The organism is Pedobacter sp. (assembly GCF_046462515.1).
GTDB lineage: Bacteria > Bacteroidota > Bacteroidia > Sphingobacteriales > Sphingobacteriaceae > Pedobacter.
The window spans coordinates 38,767-55,404 of record NZ_JBKGVD010000002.1 but is presented as its reverse complement, the minus strand read 5'-3'; the positions used below and the strand labels follow the sequence as shown (position 1 = coordinate 55,404).

21 protein-coding genes are annotated in these 16,638 nt (G+C 42.2%); 8 read left to right on the top strand and 13 right to left on the bottom strand.

Annotated features, from left to right (window positions below; translation table 11 throughout):
- Nucleotides 1-11 precede the first annotated feature (11 nt).
- The 10 genes from traM to ACLHG9_RS00970 all read right to left on the bottom strand — a co-directional run bounded on the left by traM (nt 12) and on the right by ACLHG9_RS00970 (nt 7,791).
- Nucleotides 12-1,343 carry a conjugative transposon protein TraM gene (gene traM / locus ACLHG9_RS01015; protein ID WP_054281013.1) on the bottom strand — a complete coding sequence of 444 codons (1,332 nt, stop codon included), beginning with the start codon at nt 1,341-1,343 and terminating at the stop codon, nt 12-14.
- Nucleotides 1,333-1,617, bottom strand: coding sequence for a nitrogen regulatory IIA protein (locus tag ACLHG9_RS01010; RefSeq protein ID WP_054281012.1), 285 nt, complete (start codon nt 1,615-1,617; stop codon nt 1,333-1,335). The genes traM and ACLHG9_RS01010 overlap by 11 nt, the downstream gene beginning before the upstream one ends.
- A gap of 13 nt (nt 1,618-1,630) precedes the next feature.
- On the bottom strand, nt 1,631-2,059 hold the full coding sequence (locus ACLHG9_RS01005; protein ID WP_054281011.1) for a hypothetical protein: 429 nt from the start codon (nt 2,057-2,059) through the stop codon (nt 1,631-1,633).
- Between the two features lie 10 nt (nt 2,060-2,069).
- On the bottom strand, nt 2,070-2,693 hold the full coding sequence (gene traK / locus ACLHG9_RS01000; protein WP_054281010.1) for a conjugative transposon protein TraK: 624 nt from the start codon (nt 2,691-2,693) through the stop codon (nt 2,070-2,072).
- A gap of 11 nt (nt 2,694-2,704) precedes the next feature.
- Complete coding sequence (gene traJ, locus ACLHG9_RS00995) at nt 2,705-3,703, bottom strand: conjugative transposon protein TraJ (RefSeq protein ID WP_054281009.1); 999 nt, start codon at nt 3,701-3,703, stop codon at nt 2,705-2,707.
- 3 nt (nt 3,704-3,706) lie between these two features.
- Nucleotides 3,707-4,339 (bottom strand): DUF4141 domain-containing protein, encoded by a 633-nt coding sequence (locus tag ACLHG9_RS00990; protein ID WP_054281008.1) that lies wholly within the window; start codon nt 4,337-4,339, stop codon nt 3,707-3,709.
- A 62-nt stretch (nt 4,340-4,401) separates the two neighbouring features.
- Nucleotides 4,402-4,617 (bottom strand): hypothetical protein, encoded by a 216-nt coding sequence (locus ACLHG9_RS00985; protein WP_054281007.1) that lies wholly within the window; start codon nt 4,615-4,617, stop codon nt 4,402-4,404.
- A gap of 20 nt (nt 4,618-4,637) precedes the next feature.
- Nucleotides 4,638-7,145 carry a TraG family conjugative transposon ATPase gene (locus tag ACLHG9_RS00980; RefSeq protein WP_054281006.1) on the bottom strand — a complete coding sequence of 836 codons (2,508 nt, stop codon included), beginning with the start codon at nt 7,143-7,145 and terminating at the stop codon, nt 4,638-4,640.
- Nucleotides 7,142-7,474 carry a DUF4133 domain-containing protein gene (locus ACLHG9_RS00975; RefSeq protein WP_054281005.1) on the bottom strand — a complete coding sequence of 111 codons (333 nt, stop codon included), beginning with the start codon at nt 7,472-7,474 and terminating at the stop codon, nt 7,142-7,144. Before ACLHG9_RS00975 ends, ACLHG9_RS00980 begins: the two co-directional genes overlap by 4 nt.
- An 11-nt stretch (nt 7,475-7,485) precedes the next feature.
- On the bottom strand, nt 7,486-7,791 hold the full coding sequence (locus ACLHG9_RS00970; RefSeq protein ID WP_054281004.1) for a DUF4134 domain-containing protein: 306 nt from the start codon (nt 7,789-7,791) through the stop codon (nt 7,486-7,488).
- A gap of 212 nt (nt 7,792-8,003) precedes the next feature.
- Here ACLHG9_RS00970 and ACLHG9_RS00965 point away from each other — a divergent pair, with 212 nt between their 5' ends.
- The 5 genes from ACLHG9_RS00965 to ACLHG9_RS00945 are packed head-to-tail and all read left to right on the top strand — an operon-like array spanning nt 8,004 to nt 12,244.
- Complete coding sequence (locus ACLHG9_RS00965; protein WP_054281261.1) at nt 8,004-8,321, top strand: helix-turn-helix domain-containing protein; 318 nt, start codon at nt 8,004-8,006, stop codon at nt 8,319-8,321.
- A gap of 20 nt (nt 8,322-8,341) precedes the next feature.
- Nucleotides 8,342-9,247: a hypothetical protein gene (locus ACLHG9_RS00960; protein WP_054281003.1), complete on the top strand. Its 906-nt coding sequence runs from the start codon at nt 8,342-8,344 to the stop codon at nt 9,245-9,247.
- A gap of 4 nt (nt 9,248-9,251) precedes the next feature.
- Nucleotides 9,252-10,388, top strand: coding sequence for a hypothetical protein (locus ACLHG9_RS00955; RefSeq protein ID WP_054281002.1), 1,137 nt, complete (start codon nt 9,252-9,254; stop codon nt 10,386-10,388).
- A 3-nt stretch (nt 10,389-10,391) separates the two neighbouring features.
- A complete protein-coding gene (locus ACLHG9_RS00950; RefSeq protein ID WP_054281001.1) occupies nt 10,392-11,438 on the top strand; it encodes a nucleoid-associated protein in 1,047 nt (348 codons plus the stop codon).
- Between the two features lie 5 nt (nt 11,439-11,443).
- Nucleotides 11,444-12,244, top strand: a complete 801-nt coding sequence (locus tag ACLHG9_RS00945; protein ID WP_054281000.1) for a TIGR02391 family protein — start codon at nt 11,444-11,446, stop codon at nt 12,242-12,244.
- 19 nt (nt 12,245-12,263) lie between these two features.
- On the opposite strand, the gene ACLHG9_RS00940 is transcribed toward ACLHG9_RS00945, so the two are convergent.
- The 3 genes from ACLHG9_RS00940 to ACLHG9_RS00930 are packed head-to-tail and all read right to left on the bottom strand — an operon-like array spanning nt 12,264 to nt 14,100.
- Nucleotides 12,264-12,902, bottom strand: a complete 639-nt coding sequence (locus tag ACLHG9_RS00940) for a hypothetical protein (protein WP_054280999.1) — start codon at nt 12,900-12,902, stop codon at nt 12,264-12,266.
- Nucleotides 12,903-12,913: 11 nt separating this feature from the next.
- A complete protein-coding gene (locus tag ACLHG9_RS00935; protein WP_054280998.1) occupies nt 12,914-13,327 on the bottom strand; it encodes a DUF3408 domain-containing protein in 414 nt (137 codons plus the stop codon).
- A 5-nt stretch (nt 13,328-13,332) separates the two neighbouring features.
- The gene (locus tag ACLHG9_RS00930; RefSeq protein ID WP_054280997.1) at nt 13,333-14,100 is read right to left on the bottom strand and encodes a ParA family protein; all 768 of its coding nucleotides are present in this window, start codon (nt 14,098-14,100) and stop codon (nt 13,333-13,335) included.
- A 518-nt stretch (nt 14,101-14,618) separates the two neighbouring features.
- Between ACLHG9_RS00930 and ACLHG9_RS00925 the strand changes: the two genes are divergently transcribed.
- From ACLHG9_RS00925 to mobB, 3 genes are all read left to right on the top strand, one after another.
- Nucleotides 14,619-14,753: a hypothetical protein gene (locus ACLHG9_RS00925; RefSeq protein WP_298938465.1), complete on the top strand. Its 135-nt coding sequence runs from the start codon at nt 14,619-14,621 to the stop codon at nt 14,751-14,753.
- A gap of 94 nt (nt 14,754-14,847) precedes the next feature.
- Nucleotides 14,848-15,279, top strand: coding sequence for a conjugal transfer protein MobA (mobA, locus tag ACLHG9_RS00920; protein ID WP_054281260.1), 432 nt, complete (start codon nt 14,848-14,850; stop codon nt 15,277-15,279).
- Nucleotides 15,276-16,580 (top strand): conjugal transfer protein MobB, encoded by a 1,305-nt coding sequence (mobB, locus tag ACLHG9_RS00915; RefSeq protein ID WP_054280996.1) that lies wholly within the window; start codon nt 15,276-15,278, stop codon nt 16,578-16,580. The genes mobA and mobB overlap by 4 nt, the downstream gene beginning before the upstream one ends.
- The last annotated feature ends 58 nt before the right edge of the window (nt 16,581-16,638 follow it).

The window sequence follows — 16,638 nt, the reverse complement described above, 5'->3', positions numbered from 1 at the left end:
AGTGTTGAACATTAGTTTTTTGAAACAAGGAAAAGTTGATGACCGGCTTTAACGGTAACTTTCGGTGTTCTTAGTTTTTTAGAGAAGTAGCCCGATATACCCTGCACCACGCCACGGGAAAGGTCGCCTGCCGCCTGCTGCCCTGCAGAGCGGGTCATCATAATGGACGTGCCGGACGTCTGGCTCATGTTGGAGGCTATTTCCGTTAAGGCATTTACTTCAGGCGAATAAGGCACATATAAGCCTTGTTGTCCGTCCAAATCGTACACGGTTATTTCCATAGGGATAATATTGCCCTCAAATTCAATGGACGTTATTTTCAACTGTAACCTACCGCCTGCAAACTTTGCATTTGCTGTTAGCACCGTTCCCGCCGGAATAGTACGACCGGGCGTTTTCGCAGTTTCCATCAAACGCAAGCGCACACCACTTTCATCGGTTACAGTCTGCGTTTCCTGTACTATCGCCCTGATGCTGTTTTTGGGCTGCTGTACCTGCTTACTGGTTCCGGCTGTATAAAATCCCCTGTTACGGGTTTCGTTCCAGTTGGCAAGAAAAGCACTGTCTGTCGGCTCACGGTACAATGCAGACACCGCAGTTTTCCTCACAGGTGAGAACGCTACAAAATGTTCTTTTTGCGTACCGCCACCCTTTACCGGAACCGTTGTATCTACTTTATTGGATTGTGGAACTGTATTTGTTGGCAAGTACTTTGCCGCCATTTGGTACGACTTCTCCATCAATGCCATTTGGTCTTGCACGGTCGTTGTAGCGGGTACATCCTTTTCCGCCAGTTTCTCTTTCAGTTCATCAACCTGTTTGCGGAGTTCCTGCGTTTGATAATCGTTGTTGTCGTAAAATGAACCTAAAGTACTTTGGGCATTGCGATAACTGCTCAAAGCCGGATTGCCCTTAGCAGGCATACCACCTCCGTAAGCAGATCCGTCTTCGTTAACCTCATCCGGATTAGCAGCTTTCTTGTCGGCGGCACTGTCTTCGCTCCAGTAATCGGAAAGGGACATAAGCGCATTGCGTTTTTCCTGTTCTTTCTGTTCCAGCATTTCCTGTTCATACGCTTTTTGCTTATCCGATTGCATTCCGGCATCGGTAGCCTGTGGTACGGCATCATTCAAACCTATATCTACCGCCTTTTTCTTGTCGGAAGATGGTTTGAAGATTAAATACATACAGCCGAGAAATACCACGCCCATAAGGACAAAAATGATTGGCTTTTTTAGCTTTTCGGCTTTGTTCTGCGCACCGTCTTTCGGTGCATCCTGCTGGTTATTCAGGTCGTCATCTTCGACCAGAATACTCACTTTTTTGTTTTCATTATCTTTCATACATCTTATTTTTTAGGATTTTTGAAATACTGTCCTGCGGCGATACCGGGGACTTGTTTTGTTTGATAAGCGGGTTTTCGATATGCTCTATTTTCAGCTTGCTATCGCTTGCGCCAACATCATAGCAGACTTTTGCTATTACTATAATGGACAACAACACATAGCCAGCGAAAAGCAATAGCGTATAGCGGTGCTGTTTTTTTATGGGCAACTCCCGCCACCTGTCATCGAGCCTGTCAAACCACTTGCTGATTTTTGTTCGTAACTTTTTCATTCCTTGACTGTTTTTAGTGCCTGAAACCTTTGCTTTTGGGAACAACTCTTTGCTTAGGCGCATCACTCACCAAAGCGATTGCCTCCCTTACTTTGGGAGCGGTAACCACTGATAGATTTGTGAGTTCCGAATGCTTCAATAATTGCCCGTATTGGTCTTTTCTTGAAACCTCCATTTTTGAGAGGAAGAATTTTCCGTTCAGGTACTTGACCCACATACTGCATTCCACATGGGGCTTGTCTTCACCTGCCCATTGCAGGTAGCCCGTAACCAACAGTACGGGCTTAGGTGCGCCCTCTGTTCCTTTACGACAACTTTCGAGGTATTCGCCTATGCTATCTTTGAGCTTTCCGGGATATGCCCCCTGCGTATGGAAATAGCCGTTATATCCTTTGTCGGTAAGGATTTTGGCGAACGTGTTTAAATCTGATAATGCTTCCATAAAATTGGTTTTAGCGTTCGATAACCTCCATGTCTTTGTTTTCCAGCACGGCAAATTTTTCGATGTTGAAGCCCTGCGGATTGTTGTCCGAACGGACGGAGTTCACGAGGTAGCAAGAGGTAACAAGGCTGCGCCTGGTTACATTGCTTGAACGGATGATGAATTGCTTGGCGTAGGTACGAACCGCATAAGGATAGGTATCGAAATTGCAGACGACACTATCTACTTCGATGCGCTGTTGTACGTTGCCCGAAATGATACGGTTGTAATAGCCCTTTTCCGAAAGGTCTTTGTAGTAATCAAAAGCCGATTTATCTGCGAGATTAAAAGCCCGCTTCATATTGCTTTCGATAGCATTCTTATCGGGTGCGAGCGTAAAAAACAATTCATGGAAACGCCTAACGTGTTCACGGGCTTCCACTGGTCGGTTAATGCTGGCATCCTGTGATAAAGCAAGCATCAATGATTTGCCGTTATCCAATACATAAATCTTTTGTCTTTGTAACTCCGCAAAGCGGTAGGACTGCCAAAGGGCATATCCTACCACTGCAATGCAGAGAATGGCAAAAACAATAGCGTACAGTCTTATCTGTCTAAAACTGTTTTCGATGTTTCTTAATGTTTTAAATTCCATTTTTACGATGATTAATTTTTGTTCAATAGCCTGCCGCCAATGTTGCCCACTGCGGCTCCCGTTCCGGCTCCGGCAAGATTTCCTGTTTTTGCAGCCGTAGAGTTTACGTTACGCATAAAGTTTCCTGCACCGCCTGCCTGTATTACCCAGCCCGCCACCGTTGGGATAGTGAAGTAGCCCACTATGCCTATCAGCATAAAAATGATATACACGGTATTGGAAGTATCGGGGATGTAAGTAGGGTCTGCCAGCATTTCAATATCCCGCTCCAGTATGAGCGATTGTATTTTCGCCAGTATGGAACTGAACATATCGGATATGGGCAGCCACAGATAAACGCTGATATATCGGGTTAGCCATTGCGTGAGCGTGGACTGAAAACCGTCCCAAACGCTTATCGCAAAGGCTATCGGCCCCAATATAGACAGTACGATGAGGAAGAACGTCCGTATCGTATCTATGACCAATGCCGCTGCCTGAAAGAGTATCTCCAGCAGGTCACGAAACCACTCCTTTATGGCTTTCTCCATTTTATAGGCTTGCCTGTCGAGATACATTCCCGTCATGGTAGCCAAATCGGACGGCGACCAGCCCAATTCGTCCAGCTTCTTATCAAATTCCTCGTCGCTTACGAGGTAAGCGGTTTCGGGATTGCGAAGCATGGCTTCCCGCTCCAACTGGTCTTTTTGCTGTTGTAGCTTGTTCAGGTCAAGTACCTGCCCTTCGAGCATGGAGTGCGTGCCTTTTACTACGGGAGACATTACCGCATTGATGGTTCCTAAAACCATCGTGGGAAAAAACATAATGCAAAGCCCGATGGCGAACGGACGGAGCAAAGGGAACACGTCTATGGGTTCTGCCCGGCTCAACGCCTGCCACACTTTCAGCGCAACGTAGAACAGTGCGCCCAATCCGGCAATTCCTTTGGCTATTGCAGCCATGTCTGCCGTCAATGGCATCATTTCATCGTACAGGCTGCGCAGCATTTCGTGAAGGTTATTCCATTCCATAGCTTACCAATATTTTTGTTCTGCGGTTCCGTACAGTTCCAGCACACGCTTGGTGTTGTTCTGTTTCTTCGCCCTCAAAATGCTTACAGAAATATTTTTATTGGTGTAATAGCGTACAAGGTTATGGTAGTCCTTAACCTCTTTGTACACTTTGTCGATTATATCCATACGCTCCTTATCATTTAAGGAAAGCCCGGTCGAGGTAACGATTTGTTTCAACTCTTTCAGCAACTCGGTACTTTCATTCAGAAGCGTAGAATAACCATTAGCAATTGCCGTCAATTCCTGTGGGGTGAAATTGGGGTCGTTCATCATCTTGCCGAAATTCTTCACGTACATTTCGGACACATCGCCCACCAGCAAAACGGTCTGCTGTACCTTGCGGGCATCTTTAACCAGGTTGTTTACGGCTTTCAGTTTGTCGTAATACTCTTTGCCTTGGTCATACACCTTTTTTACCTCATTGAAATTCTTAACCACATTCGATACGGTGGATGAGGTCTGCACGATTTCGTTTGCACTGTTGAGAATGCCGGAGATAAGATTACCGGGGTCAGTTACTACAAATTGTGCTTTAGCGGATGGTGCAACGGCAAGCATAATTGCCGTACACACCAGTAACATTGCTTTTTTCATTGTTTCTGATTTTTAAAAATTAATAACTGTTTGATTTTTTCTTTTCCTGTTGAAAAGCTGCTTTACATTTTCCGACCCATTTTCCTTTTTGGTTCAGGAGGCTTCTTTTGTTGCAGGTCATTGAGCCGGGTAAAAAAGTCTTGCAGGCTTTGAGGTTGGGATGCTGCTGCTTCCTTGCACAGTTTTGCAAAATCCTGTTCCTCTTTGTTGGTGGGGTCGGCTTCAAATATCAAAGCCTTGTTACCACCAATGGGCAGTGTGATTTTCTCCTTTTCCACTTCTCTTGCTTTTAAAATGATTAGTAACTGTTTGCTTTCTCACGTCTTTGGAGGGCAATGCGTTTAATGGCTTGCTCCACGTTACCATCCAGTTCATGGGCAAGCTGCATCACTTCCATTTTTTCGGTTTCCTCCGTGGTGTAGGCTAAGTATTCTTCGAGCGATACCTCTGTGGCGTAAACTGCGGAATGCGTACCGCCCAGCCCAATCCATACTTCTTTGTAAAGCCTTGACGGGTCGTTGTTCATGTTGATGGAAAGGATTTGTGATTTTTCCTTTTCGGTAAGTCCGAGCATCGCCTGAATGTCATCGAACTTGTTCATGTACTTGCGCTGGTCAAGCAGGATTTTGCAGTCGGAGTTGTTGATGATACTTTCTTTCACGATGGGCGACTGGATGATGTCGTCCACTTCCTGCGTAACCACGATGGCTTCACCAAAGAATTTGCGGACGGTCTTAAACAAATACTTGATGTATTCTGCCATACCCTCTTTAGCAATCGCTTTCCACGCTTCTTCAATCAGTATCAGCTTACGCACACCTTTGAGCCTGCGCATCTTGTTGATGAACACTTCCATAATGATGATTGTGACCACGGGAAAGAGGATTTTGTGGTCTTTTATCGCATCAATTTCAAACACGATAAAACGTTTGGAAAGCAGGTCGAGTTGCTTATCGGAGTTCAACAGGTAATCGTATTCGCCGCCCTTGTAGTAAGGTTCCAGTACGTTCAGGAAATTGGCGAGGTCAAAGTCTTTTTCCCTTACCTGCTTTTCTTCCAGTACCGTTTTGTAATCACCCTTTACATATTCGTAGAATCCGTTGAACGATGGGTATTCATCGTTTTGCTTAATGTGGTCAATGTAACCGCTCACGGCGTTTGACAACGCCACTTCTTCCGAACGCTTCGGCGGTTCGTCATCACGCTTCCAAAGCGTAAGGATGAGGGTTTTGATGCTTTCCCTTTTCTCAATGTCAAATACGCCGTCATCGGTATAAAAGGGATTGAACGCAATCGGGTTCTCTTCGGTGTAAGTAAAGTAAACCCCGTCTTCACCTCTGGTCTTTCCTTTAATCAGTTCGCATAAGCCCTGATAGGAATTACCTGTGTCCACGAGCAGGACGTGTGCGCCCTGTTCGTAATATTGGCGCACCATGTGGTTAGTGAAAAAAGACTTACCCGAACCCGATGGCCCCAAGATGAACTTGTTGCGGTTCGTGATGATGCCTTTTTTCATTGGCAGGTCGGAAATATCCAAATGGATAGGCTTACCCGTAAGCCTGTCTGCCATCTTGATACCGAAAGGCGATGGTGAACTTTGATAATTGGTTTCTTCGGTGAAGAAACACAGGGCGGGTTCAATGAACGTGTAAAAACTTTCCTCGCTTGGAAAGTCGGCCGCATTGCCCGGCATAGCCGCCCAATACAGCGTGGCAACGTCAATGGTATTGTGGCGAGGCTTGCACTCCATTAAAGCCAATGCGCTACCGGTATCGTTCTTTAGCTGTTTGAGTTCGTTTGCATCATCCGACCACGCCATTACATTGAAGTGCGCACGGATAGACGAAAGCCCGAAGCTGTGGGCTTCGTTCAGGTACTTTTCAATCCACTCTTTGTTGATTTGATTTGCACGGCTATACCTTGCCAGCGAGTGCATATTCCTTGCGGATTTTTCAAACTTGCGCAGGTTCTCATCGCTGTTATCCAAAAATAAATACTGGTTGTAGATATGGTTACAGCTAAGGAGCAAGCCCACCGGAGCCGCAAAGGACAACAGGCAGTCGCTTCTATCGGTGGACAGCTTTTCATAACGTGTATTTGCTGATACTGTTCCGGGCAAATCGTCTGTATCTGAAAGCGTGTGCAGGCACAATCGCTTATTACCGATGCGCACATCTTCCGTACCGAGTGCCAAATCCTGCAACGGCGTATTGGCTGTCCGTGATAAGGTCAGGTATTGCTCCAACAATCCCTGTTTTTCATTTGCACCGATGATGTCATCTTCTGTCAACCGTTCCAGTTTCACAAACCCGCTGTCGTTGATGATGCGCTCGAATTGCGCCACCGCTTCCATAAATCGGCGGACGGTTTCTTTATCCCTTATTTCTTTCGGGATAAGAACGCCTTTGCAAAGCGAACTAAAGTTGCTTTGCATCCGCATACGCTCTTTGGTTGTCTTCGTCAAAAAGAGGTAGCAGTAATGGTTGAGAAAAGGACGCTCGTTGAAATGTTGCTGGTAGGATTTCGCTAAGAAACTCAATCCGTCCTGTGCAATATCCGGTGCATAATTTTCCTTGATGAACCAATCCTGTTTGTGGATGATGGAGTAATCCGGTAAGGTTTTGATTGCCTTGTGCCATGCGGAGTGTATGGCATCGTACTCCGGTGATGCTACGGTAAACAGTTCCGGCAGGTGTACCCGAAAGCAGGCGGTAATGTCTGCATCTTTTGAAATGACGCAGTTGTGTTCCACCGCCAGTAATGGAAACTTGCTTTCCAGCGTTGTAGTTTTTGCGGTGTTTCTCATACGGCATCGGATTTAGAGGTGAACCTTAAACTGCGATGTACCGCTTTGCGACTGATGATGTATTTGGGATGCTTTTTCTTTGCGCCCAGCTTCATCAACCCGTGTTCGCCGTACTTGCCATTTAATGAGAATGTTTTCCAAACAATCAGTGATGCACCGCCTGCGCCTATGAACAGGCAGATGTAGGAGTTTACGCCTGCCATGTACATAATCATAACAAGGATAAGCACGCCGAGCAAGCCACCTGCGAAGATGAACAGGTATTGTGCTTTCAGCCCTTTGAACTCTACGGTTCTTCCAATGCCTTTGTTGATGTTGTAATTACTCATAGGGCATTGGATTAAAGGAAGAATGAACGCAGGATGGTTGCTGCAACGATTAAGAAGATACACGCACCGAACCAGCTTGCCGCCGTTTTCGATGTGTCCGGGTCGCCACTGCTGAATTTGTTGTAAACCTTTACACCTCCGATTAACCCAACCACCGCACCGATGGCATAAATCAATTTGGTAGCCGGGTCAAAATATCCCGTTACCATTTGTGTTGCTTCCTGAATGCCAGCATTGCCGTTTCCCTGTGCGAACACACCAAATGCCGACAGTAACGCAACGCCTGTCAGCAATACTTTTTTCTTTCTTCTTTCCATAATCTGAATGAATTATTTTGTTTCTACTTCCCGCTTTCTGTGGGCTTTCGGAACAAAAGTGTCAGGAAAAAAGAGGCGCAATAACGATGTGTCTTTCAGTGGAATTACTTGGCAGTGAGTGGCAGTGTTATGAGTAATTGATACCTATGAAATACATATTTTTCAAATCATAGAATTTTATTACTTTTGGACAAATGATGTCCAAGAAGTCAATGTCAACATTAGAAAGAATATCATTTGGCGAGTATGTCCGGTCATTAAGGGGAAAAGCGAATCTTCCTCTTAGAAAAGTCGCAGCGGAATTGAATATTGATACGTCAACATTGAGTAAAATAGAGAAGAATGAACGAAATGCCAATGAACAAATCATTGATGGAATTTCAAGAATGTTCAAAATTGACCAGTCCGAACTAAAGGTTAGATACATTAGCGATAAGATCACTAATCAACTTCTTAATGAGGAAGATGGACTTGAAATCCTAAAAATAGTAGAGAAGAAAATCAAATACTATCGAAGAAAAAAAACTTAGACTTAACTTAAATAGAAATTATGGGAGAATATTCAAAACGTGTAGGAGAAGTAGGCGAAACAGTAGTAGCGGATTTTTTAGCCCTTATAGGATGGATAAATCCTTTAAGAAATGATGATATTGATAGTATTGATACCGAGTTCAGAAAAAGAACAAATGGGATAGATGGATATTTTCATTACGTTAATCCTATGGTGAGCAGCACAATTGAAAATGTCATCTATTCATCAAAATATAGCACAGATCCTTATCCTGTATCACAAGTAACAACACAATTTAAAGAGCGATATCTTGAATTAGCTAAGGCAATTGAATCCTTTAAAAAGTCTGAGTTAAAACAATACACAATAAATCTTCACCAGAACATTGACACACATTTCGATCGAGGTGTTTTGTTTTGGTTGAACAATTCAGGAACAGGTGAGAACGATTTAGTAAGTCGATTATCTCGGATTGAGTTAAATACAGGGGTAAATCACGACGGCATTTTTTTAGTTGACAATAAACGGATTGAGTTCATATATGATTCGATTTGTTTTGCTCAATTGAAATATCGTCTACACAATATTGACTTTGTTTATTTCAACAATGGGCTAAATAATGATGACCGAAATCCACGAAACGGGAGAGTTATGCCGATTCAGTACATTAACTCAAGTATATTACCATTGAGAGCATCAAAGGAGAATGAAACAACTATCATTATAAATGCAATCGACAATTTTGATAGAGATGATTTGATGAAATACATGGGAATAGCAAAAAATATTGGCTGTAATGCACAAGGAGCGACATTAATTGGCTTTCCGGACTATTCAGAAACTGAACATTTGCCAACGGTAAACAACATTAAGCAAATATTCAATGATGCCTCTTTTACTTCGCAGTTAGAAGTAGTAAATTATAATAACCCTATTTTACGTTAGTACTATGGAAAAGTTAGAAGTAAATAAGCATATCCCTTTTGGAGCAACTCTTCAGGACGTTTTAAATCATCCGTCATTATCCGACACAAAATTGAAATACTTGCTCAGACTGCGTGGAATTTATTTAGAGGATTCAAAGAATAATGATACATATCCAATTTTATTGTCAACAATACTTTCTCCGAGTGAATTTGAATATATTAAAGAAAACATTCGAGGAAAAGAATTAAACCAAAAAATTCTTTCAAGACCTTTAGCCTGGCATAATACAGATGATCTCATTAAAGTTGTTCCTGACAAGATTGATTTAAAGGAAATTATAAGAACAGCGGATTCACGACAGGCTGTTATTTCGCAAACCAATTTTGCAATGGTTGAAGGAAATCCAAACAAAGTGAAAATGCAATTTAGATGTCAAACGAATAATTATAATTCTGGCTGGTATAGAACTAAAAATGAGTATGATGGAGAAATTGTCTTAGAGAAGGTACAAGAAAATGACAAGGTATATCTAAGAATGATTTACACCTCTCCTGAAACTCAAACAATTGCGGATTTGGGTGTTAAGCATTTGGTTAATGAGTTTAAAAGTAAAAACTATACTAAACCAAATACAGACGTTGAAAGAATCTTGTATAGCAATTTCACAAATGAAGAAAGGATTAAATTTTTTTTAAGTCTAACTGATAGTTCTGAAATTTTTGAATTTCAAAGAGCCACAGATTTGGATATTGCTCCTGATAGAACTATGGAAATGCCAATTGAAATTGCCAAGTTAATGACGGGTAAAGTAAATACTTTAAAAATAAATGGCGAAACACTACATGAACATTATTTGATTAATGAAAATGAGAATCATAAATATATTGAGTTAGCCTCAGTTGAAGCTCTTTACAATTTTTCCTATCATGCCGCTGAAGGGAACTGCGTAGTTCAATTTGGCTTCAACGGATATTTCAAAAAACGACTTAGCAACATTGAATTTTCAATAGATGTTTCAACCGTTAATCTTAAAGATGAATATAAAGGAGTAAACAAAGATAAAGTGAGGTTATTTTTATTACAAGAATTTGAAAAATTCAAAATGGAAAAATATAATTTACTGAAATCTCAACCACATTCTGTACAACATACGACATAAAAGATGAATAATATAGATTTTACCCAAGTAGAAATAGAGAAAATTATTACGCACCAAATTGGAAATAAATTACGAGATGAAAAATATAGTCTTTCTAATGAAGAATCGCTCTTAGCATCGGACACGAAAAACTATCTTTTAAAATATTTCTTATCCCTTTTAAAAACAGAAGAACTTTACAAATTTACCCATGCAGTAAATATTGAGATGAATGAAGTGTTTACTTTAGCTAAGCAGATATTTTCAGATCCAAATTCTTTTATCTCAAATTCTCAAAGTATAGCAAAATTACTTTATGAACAGTCAATGCACCCCAAAATAAAAGAAGGGCAACTCAATATTTCACTATTCGACAATATAATTATAGAAGATGAGGTTGTTAATGTACTTGGCATTTTCAAATCAGAAACACCTTCTCCATTTATTCAGATGAAGAAGCAAAGATCGAATTATAATATTGTACATGAAATTGGATTCGATTTGAAAAGCATGGATAAAGGCTGTTTGATTTTCAATACAACTGCCGAAACAGGATATAAAATTTTAATTATTGATAATGCAAGCAAATCAAACGAAGCACAATATTGGAAAGATGAGTTTCTTAATGTGAGCATTATCAAGGATGAATACCATCAAACCAACCAATTTTTAGGAATAGCCAAACAGTTTGTAACAAAGCAATTAGATGAAGACTTTGAGTTGAGTAAAGCCGATAAAATTGATTTTTTAAATCGATCTGTGGACTATTTTAAAAAGAATGAGACATTTAATAAAGAGGAGTTTGAAGAGGAAGTGTTTGGAGACAACAATGTTATTGAATCGTTTAGAAAGTTCGATCAAACTTACAGACAGGAAAATGAGGTAGAATTAGCAGATAGCTTCCCAATATCTTCCCAAGCTGTAAAAAAACAATCTCGTGTTTTCAAAAGCGTACTAAAACTTGACCGAAATTTCGACATATATATTCATGGGAATAAAGATCTTATTGAAAAGGGTGTTGAGAAAGATGGTAGGAAGTATTACAAAATCTATTACGAGGAAGAAAAGTAGAAAGTATGGCAAGTATTAAACGTCCAATGTTTGAAGCGCATGTGTTGGAGGGATTATGTAAAACTATTGGAGATGCTTCGGATGGTTTGACAGGTACGGAAATAGGGCAAATTCTATTGAACGCAAACATCCCGGATGTTGACCCTCAAAACACAAAATGGAGAAGACTGTATTCTGCATTTGCTGATTGGCAGAATAAAAATCAATGTTCAAATCATATACTAAGATTTGTGCAAGATGCTTTGCAACCTGTTCGGTATATTGGGAAAGAAGAAATTTTTCATAACCGCAGATTAGAGGTTAATAAACGTTTAGCGTTTATAGGTACAGAACTCACAGAGCAAGGTAAATTCAGATTAGTTGAAAAAGCTACAACAATCGCAGAAGCCGAACAACGTGCCAGCCGCTTAAAACATAAGTTGGAAAGCAGGAATGTTCATGCTGCGATATTTGAATATTGTAAGGCTGAACTATTGGTTGAAAACTACTTTCATTCTGTTTTTGAGGCTACCAAAAGTATTGCAGACCGTTTAAGGAAAATGACCGGGCTTTATGCAGATGGCAATGCTTTAGCAGAAACTTCATTTTCTACCAGTAATCCGTTGGTTAAAATCAATCACTTAAAAACGGATACGGATAGAAGCGAGCATTTAGGATTATGCAACTTGATTAAAGGTATGTTTGGCTTAATTAGAAACTCTACGGCGCACGAACCTAAAATCAAATTTGAAATTACCGAAGACGAGGCTTTGGATATTTTGAATACCATATCCTACATTCATAAAAGACTTGATAAAGCGATATAAACAAAAGGGAGCTGTCTTTTCAGACAAACTCCCCAATGTCGAAACCCTCTAAATCCTTATTCCGCACGTTGGAAGAATTGAAATCCGCTCTGGCGGGGAGGCTTTTATCCAGCAGCTCCGCAATCTTTCGTGAAGCCCCCTCTATGGAGTTTTCGAGCAAGCTAAACAATTCGGTTCCCTGTATTCGCTGAACGATGTCTACCGCTTTTTGTTGAGAGGCAGGTTCCAGCACGTCTTGCTGAAGCAATGCCCCCACGGTTGTCAGTTCCTCGTAGGTAACCCCTGTGGCAAACCCATTGTCGCTGTTCGGTAATCCCTGTTCTTGCCATTCCTCGTCCTCACTCTCAAAATCGGAAACAGGTTCACTCCCAAAAACTTCATCCAATTCCTCCTGCGGAATTTCCCTCGCAAAACCTGCTTCGTTGGTTTCTGCTTCAAAATTATCAGGTATATCAGCCTTTTTATCAAATTGGCGTTTCGTGGCACTTGTTGGCACTATGTGTCGCTTTACAGGCTTTGGCTTGCCCATTATTTCCGATAAATCGGGATTTACCGCAGGATGTTGAGGCTTGCTTTTCACCACCTTTTTGATGATGATTTTATCCTTTGCCAGCAGCACAATAACAATCAGCAGGCAGATAACAATTATTATTTCCATAATCAAATACTTTAAAATATGGGTTTAAATTTCTCATTAAAATCATCGGTGATGGCTTTCTCAAACTGTTCAAAATGGTGTTCGAGAATATTGTCCAAATAAGCATACAGGGGTATTTTATCCTCACCGATAACCTGTACAATACGGGAAAGCCGTTCGTGATATTCCTGCCGGATGTAAATGCTTTTATCACCCCTGCGGGTCATGGTATGACCATTGAGGAAACGCTCACCGTAACTGAACCCGGAAACTTTCTTTTGACGGGTACGCTCCTTAGATGCGGGCTTTTCGTCTATCAACTCCTTTTGTTCTGCCTGGGGTTCCTCCGTTGCTTTTTCAGGCTTTTTTGTTTCACCCGCCATTATGGACATGATGTATGCCTCGTCTATCGGGGCATTTGTTTTTTTCTTATTCTCATTTTCCATAGCCGTTACAATTTGACGGTTCTTAAAAACTCTACCATAAACAAATCCAGCCCGCAGGCTTTCATCAATCTTTCATCGGGAGGTAATAATGTGGAGCGGAAAACGGTCTTTGCGGTAGCTTCGCTTTCCTTGCGAAAGCGTTTGCTGTCTGCAATGCGGGTTTCCATCGTTTGCAGCCCAACTTCATTGATGATATTTCCATAGGCTTCATACAGGTGCGATTTTTCCCGTCCGTCCACCTGGTTCCAAAATAACCGTATCGTTTCGATGCAAGTCTGTCCCCGTTTCATCAAAACATTGGTCAGAACATCGGTAAAGCTCAATGTACTTTCCATCACTACACGGTCTGCCGTGATAGGTGAAAAGATATGTTGCATTCCTGCCAGCGTATTGAGCAAGCCGGGGGTGTTCACAGTTCCCGGTAAGTCGAAGAAAACCACATCCACCGGGACATCGGAAGATTGTAAAAATGCCTCCGCATCCCTTAAAGCATTGTCTGCCTTGCTCTGCAATACCGGATATGCTTTTTTGTTAATGGTCGTGAACTGGCGGTACGCCAGTCTTTTCAGGATTTCGCTTTTCATCACCGTTTTTAAATCCCGTTCCCGCATCTGCCAAAGACTGTGCTGTGGGTAATCACAATCAAATACGACCACGTTATACCCCATGCGGTAATGGAGTATGCTTGCAGTGATGGTGGTAAAAGTGCTTTTACCCACGCCTCCTTTTTGGCTGGAAAAAGCAATGAATCGGGTTTTGTTTTTTGTTTCCATTTTCTATTCTGTTTTAAAATTTAATTCTGTTTGTACTGCCTGCAATCCTGCGGGATGGCTTTCTTGATAGCGTGTTATCCTGCATGAAATAATACTGTCATGCTATCCCGATGGAACTCCGGCTATCAGGCAAACAACCTTTCTGCCTGTCGTGCCGACCATCTTGCATTTCTGCTGTCACGCTTGCAAGCCGTTTCCTTTGTGAGCTGTCATGCCACCTTGCAGCCCAACATGAAAGCCGTCCTGCTTTCTTTCAGGTGTGCCAGCCTGCCGGACTGAATGCTATCAGACATTCTTAGGTTCCTGCAATCTTGTATGCTGTCTTTCTGAACTGCCAACCGGAATGAATGCCTGCCAACACGCTTGCCTGAATGCTATCACAAAGGAGCGGGTTATTTTATCGCATTGCTGCGAAGTGGTAGCTATTGGCGTTCTGTGGCAGTGTTTGGCAGTGTGCAACAGGGTGATGCTTCGGGAAAGCTGCACTTATTTTGTAGTTGCATCAATGCAACAGGAGAATGGAAAAATCATTGGAGATAAGAGGCTATAAGTGGAACGGCTCTAAGTCGTTTTTTTCTGCTTTATCCAATCCGTCCCGCAGGGCGGATTTTCTGTTCAACCGAACAGAGCAAGTTATGTTTTTAGCTGCTTGAAATGCTTTCCGCAGCTAAAAACAACTTGCCATTGCATGGAGCCGGAAAACCCCCTCCGAAGTCGGGGTTTATGGAAATTGTAATGGATAGAGATATGGACGACAAGAAAAGAAATCAAATAAGCAAAGGTGGTCGCAAGCCTAAGAATGACCCTGCAACCCACCGCTATTCGATTAGCCTGAACGATACGGAAAACGCACAGTTCCTTACGTTGTTCGAGCAATCGGGAATGAAAGTAATGGCGCATTTTATTACTGCCTGCATCTTTCAGAAAACAATTAAGACAGTAAAAATTGATATGGATGCCGTAGAATTTCATACAAGGCTCACCAGTTTTTACAGCCAGTTCAGAGCCGTTGGTGTGAACTACAACCAAATCGTGAAGATATTGTACCGCAATTTTTCGGAGAAAAAAGCATCTGCTTACCTCTTTAAACTGGAAAAACAGACGGCAGAAATGGCGGACTTGTGCCGGAAAGTAATTGAACTGACACAGGAATTTGAGAAAAAACACTTGCAAAAATGATAGCAAAGATTGGAAAGGGTGAGCATTTGTACGGTGCTATATCATATAACCAGCAGAAGATTGACAAAGAAAAAGGGCAGGTTTTGTTGCTGAACAAGATACCGGAAACATTGAACAATACTTATTCTACCCATTACCTGCACCAGCAATTTGAGCCCTATTTAGCCGCCAATATCCGAACGGAAAAACCAGTTCGCCACATATCGCTGAACCCTGATCCTGCGGATAAGGTCAGCGATGGGCAGTTTATAAAAATGGCGCAGCAGTATATGCAGGAAATGGGCTATGGCAACCAGCCCTATGTTGTTTTCAAACATACGGATATAGAGCGCACCCACATCCATATTGTGACCGTTGCCGTTGGATTGGATGGCAAGAAGATAGCGGACAGTTACGACCATCCCCGTTCAATGGCAATTTGCAGGAAATTGGAACAGCAGTACAATCTTGTACCTGCAACGGAAAAGCAACGCACGGGGAACGAGCGGGTATTCCACCCGATAGACTACAAAGCCGGGGATGTTAAAAGTCAGATAGCATCGGTGGTACGACATCTGCCAAAGTATTACGGATATGCCAGTTTGGGCGCATACAATGCGTTGCTTTCCCTCTTTAATATTACCGCCGAAGAAGTGAAAGGCGAGCTGAACGGACAGCCCAAAAACGGGCTGGTGTATTTTGCCTTGAACGAACAGGGAGTAAAAGCCAGCAATCCTTTCAAGGCTTCACGTTTTGGCAAACACGCAGGATTGGAAGCCTTGCAGGAACATTTTGCACAATCTAAAGAGCAGATTAAAAATAACCCGGTAAGAGCCATACTGAAAAACAGCATCGAGGTAGCAATGCACACGGCCACCAATGAAACCGATTTTAAAAAGCAACTATTGGAGCAGGGCATCAATACCGTTGTACGCCGCACTGATAAGGGGCGCATATATGGTATGACATTTATAGACCATGAAAGCCGCACAGTTTGGAACGGTTCAGCTTTGGACAAAAAACTATCGGCAAATGTGTTTAACGACTGGTGGAAAGAACAAGTAATGGAACAACGCCAAAATACAGAACATACAAGTACCTCCGCATTGCCAGCCGCAGATAAAAACGTTGTTGAGGAAAAAGAAGAAACTCACAGGCTTTTTGATTTCTTTGATAAAGAACAGCCAACCGATGATACAGGATTGATAGACGGATTGGGCGGGCTATTACCGGAAGCACAGGGCGAGGATTACGAGGAACAGGCTTTTGCAAACCGCATGAAGAAAAAGAAGAAAAACAAAAGACCAGGAAGACGGCAATAAGATTTTGTTCTCTATCAGGAAGCCAGTTTAATGCCAAATAATGCCACTACACGCCATC

Bases quoted from the DNA above. Each gene is read 5' to 3' on its own strand.
- ACLHG9_RS00970 (WP_054281004.1), bottom strand. From the start codon at position 7,791: ATGGAAAGAAGAAAGAAAAAAGTATTGCTGACAGGCGTTGCGTTACTG.
- ACLHG9_RS00975 (WP_054281005.1), bottom strand. From the start codon at position 7,474: ATGAGTAATTACAACATCAACAAAGGCATTGGAAGAACCGTAGAGTTC.
- ACLHG9_RS00940 (WP_054280999.1), bottom strand. From the start codon at position 12,902: ATGGAAATAATAATTGTTATCTGCCTGCTGATTGTTATTGTGCTGCTG.
- mobA (WP_054281260.1), top strand. From the start codon at position 14,848: ATGGACGACAAGAAAAGAAATCAAATAAGCAAAGGTGGTCGCAAGCCT.
- ACLHG9_RS00925 (WP_298938465.1), top strand. From the start codon at position 14,619: ATGGAAAAATCATTGGAGATAAGAGGCTATAAGTGGAACGGCTCTAAG.
- traM (WP_054281013.1), bottom strand. From the start codon at position 1,343: ATGAAAGATAATGAAAACAAAAAAGTGAGTATTCTGGTCGAAGATGAC.
- ACLHG9_RS00955 (WP_054281002.1), top strand. From the start codon at position 9,252: ATGGAAAAGTTAGAAGTAAATAAGCATATCCCTTTTGGAGCAACTCTT.
- traK (WP_054281010.1), bottom strand. From the start codon at position 2,693: ATGGAATTTAAAACATTAAGAAACATCGAAAACAGTTTTAGACAGATA.
- ACLHG9_RS00980 (WP_054281006.1), bottom strand. From the start codon at position 7,145: ATGAGAAACACCGCAAAAACTACAACGCTGGAAAGCAAGTTTCCATTA.
- ACLHG9_RS01005 (WP_054281011.1), bottom strand. From the start codon at position 2,059: ATGGAAGCATTATCAGATTTAAACACGTTCGCCAAAATCCTTACCGAC.
- ACLHG9_RS00965 (WP_054281261.1), top strand. From the start codon at position 8,004: ATGTCAACATTAGAAAGAATATCATTTGGCGAGTATGTCCGGTCATTA.
- mobB (WP_054280996.1), top strand. From the start codon at position 15,276: ATGATAGCAAAGATTGGAAAGGGTGAGCATTTGTACGGTGCTATATCA.
- ACLHG9_RS00930 (WP_054280997.1), bottom strand. From the start codon at position 14,100: ATGGAAACAAAAAACAAAACCCGATTCATTGCTTTTTCCAGCCAAAAA.
- ACLHG9_RS00990 (WP_054281008.1), bottom strand. From the start codon at position 4,339: ATGAAAAAAGCAATGTTACTGGTGTGTACGGCAATTATGCTTGCCGTT.
- ACLHG9_RS00960 (WP_054281003.1), top strand. From the start codon at position 8,342: ATGGGAGAATATTCAAAACGTGTAGGAGAAGTAGGCGAAACAGTAGTA.
- ACLHG9_RS00945 (WP_054281000.1), top strand. From the start codon at position 11,444: ATGGCAAGTATTAAACGTCCAATGTTTGAAGCGCATGTGTTGGAGGGA.
- ACLHG9_RS01010 (WP_054281012.1), bottom strand. From the start codon at position 1,617: ATGAAAAAGTTACGAACAAAAATCAGCAAGTGGTTTGACAGGCTCGAT.
- ACLHG9_RS00935 (WP_054280998.1), bottom strand. From the start codon at position 13,327: ATGGAAAATGAGAATAAGAAAAAAACAAATGCCCCGATAGACGAGGCA.
- ACLHG9_RS00950 (WP_054281001.1), top strand. From the start codon at position 10,392: ATGAATAATATAGATTTTACCCAAGTAGAAATAGAGAAAATTATTACG.
- traJ (WP_054281009.1), bottom strand. From the start codon at position 3,703: ATGGAATGGAATAACCTTCACGAAATGCTGCGCAGCCTGTACGATGAA.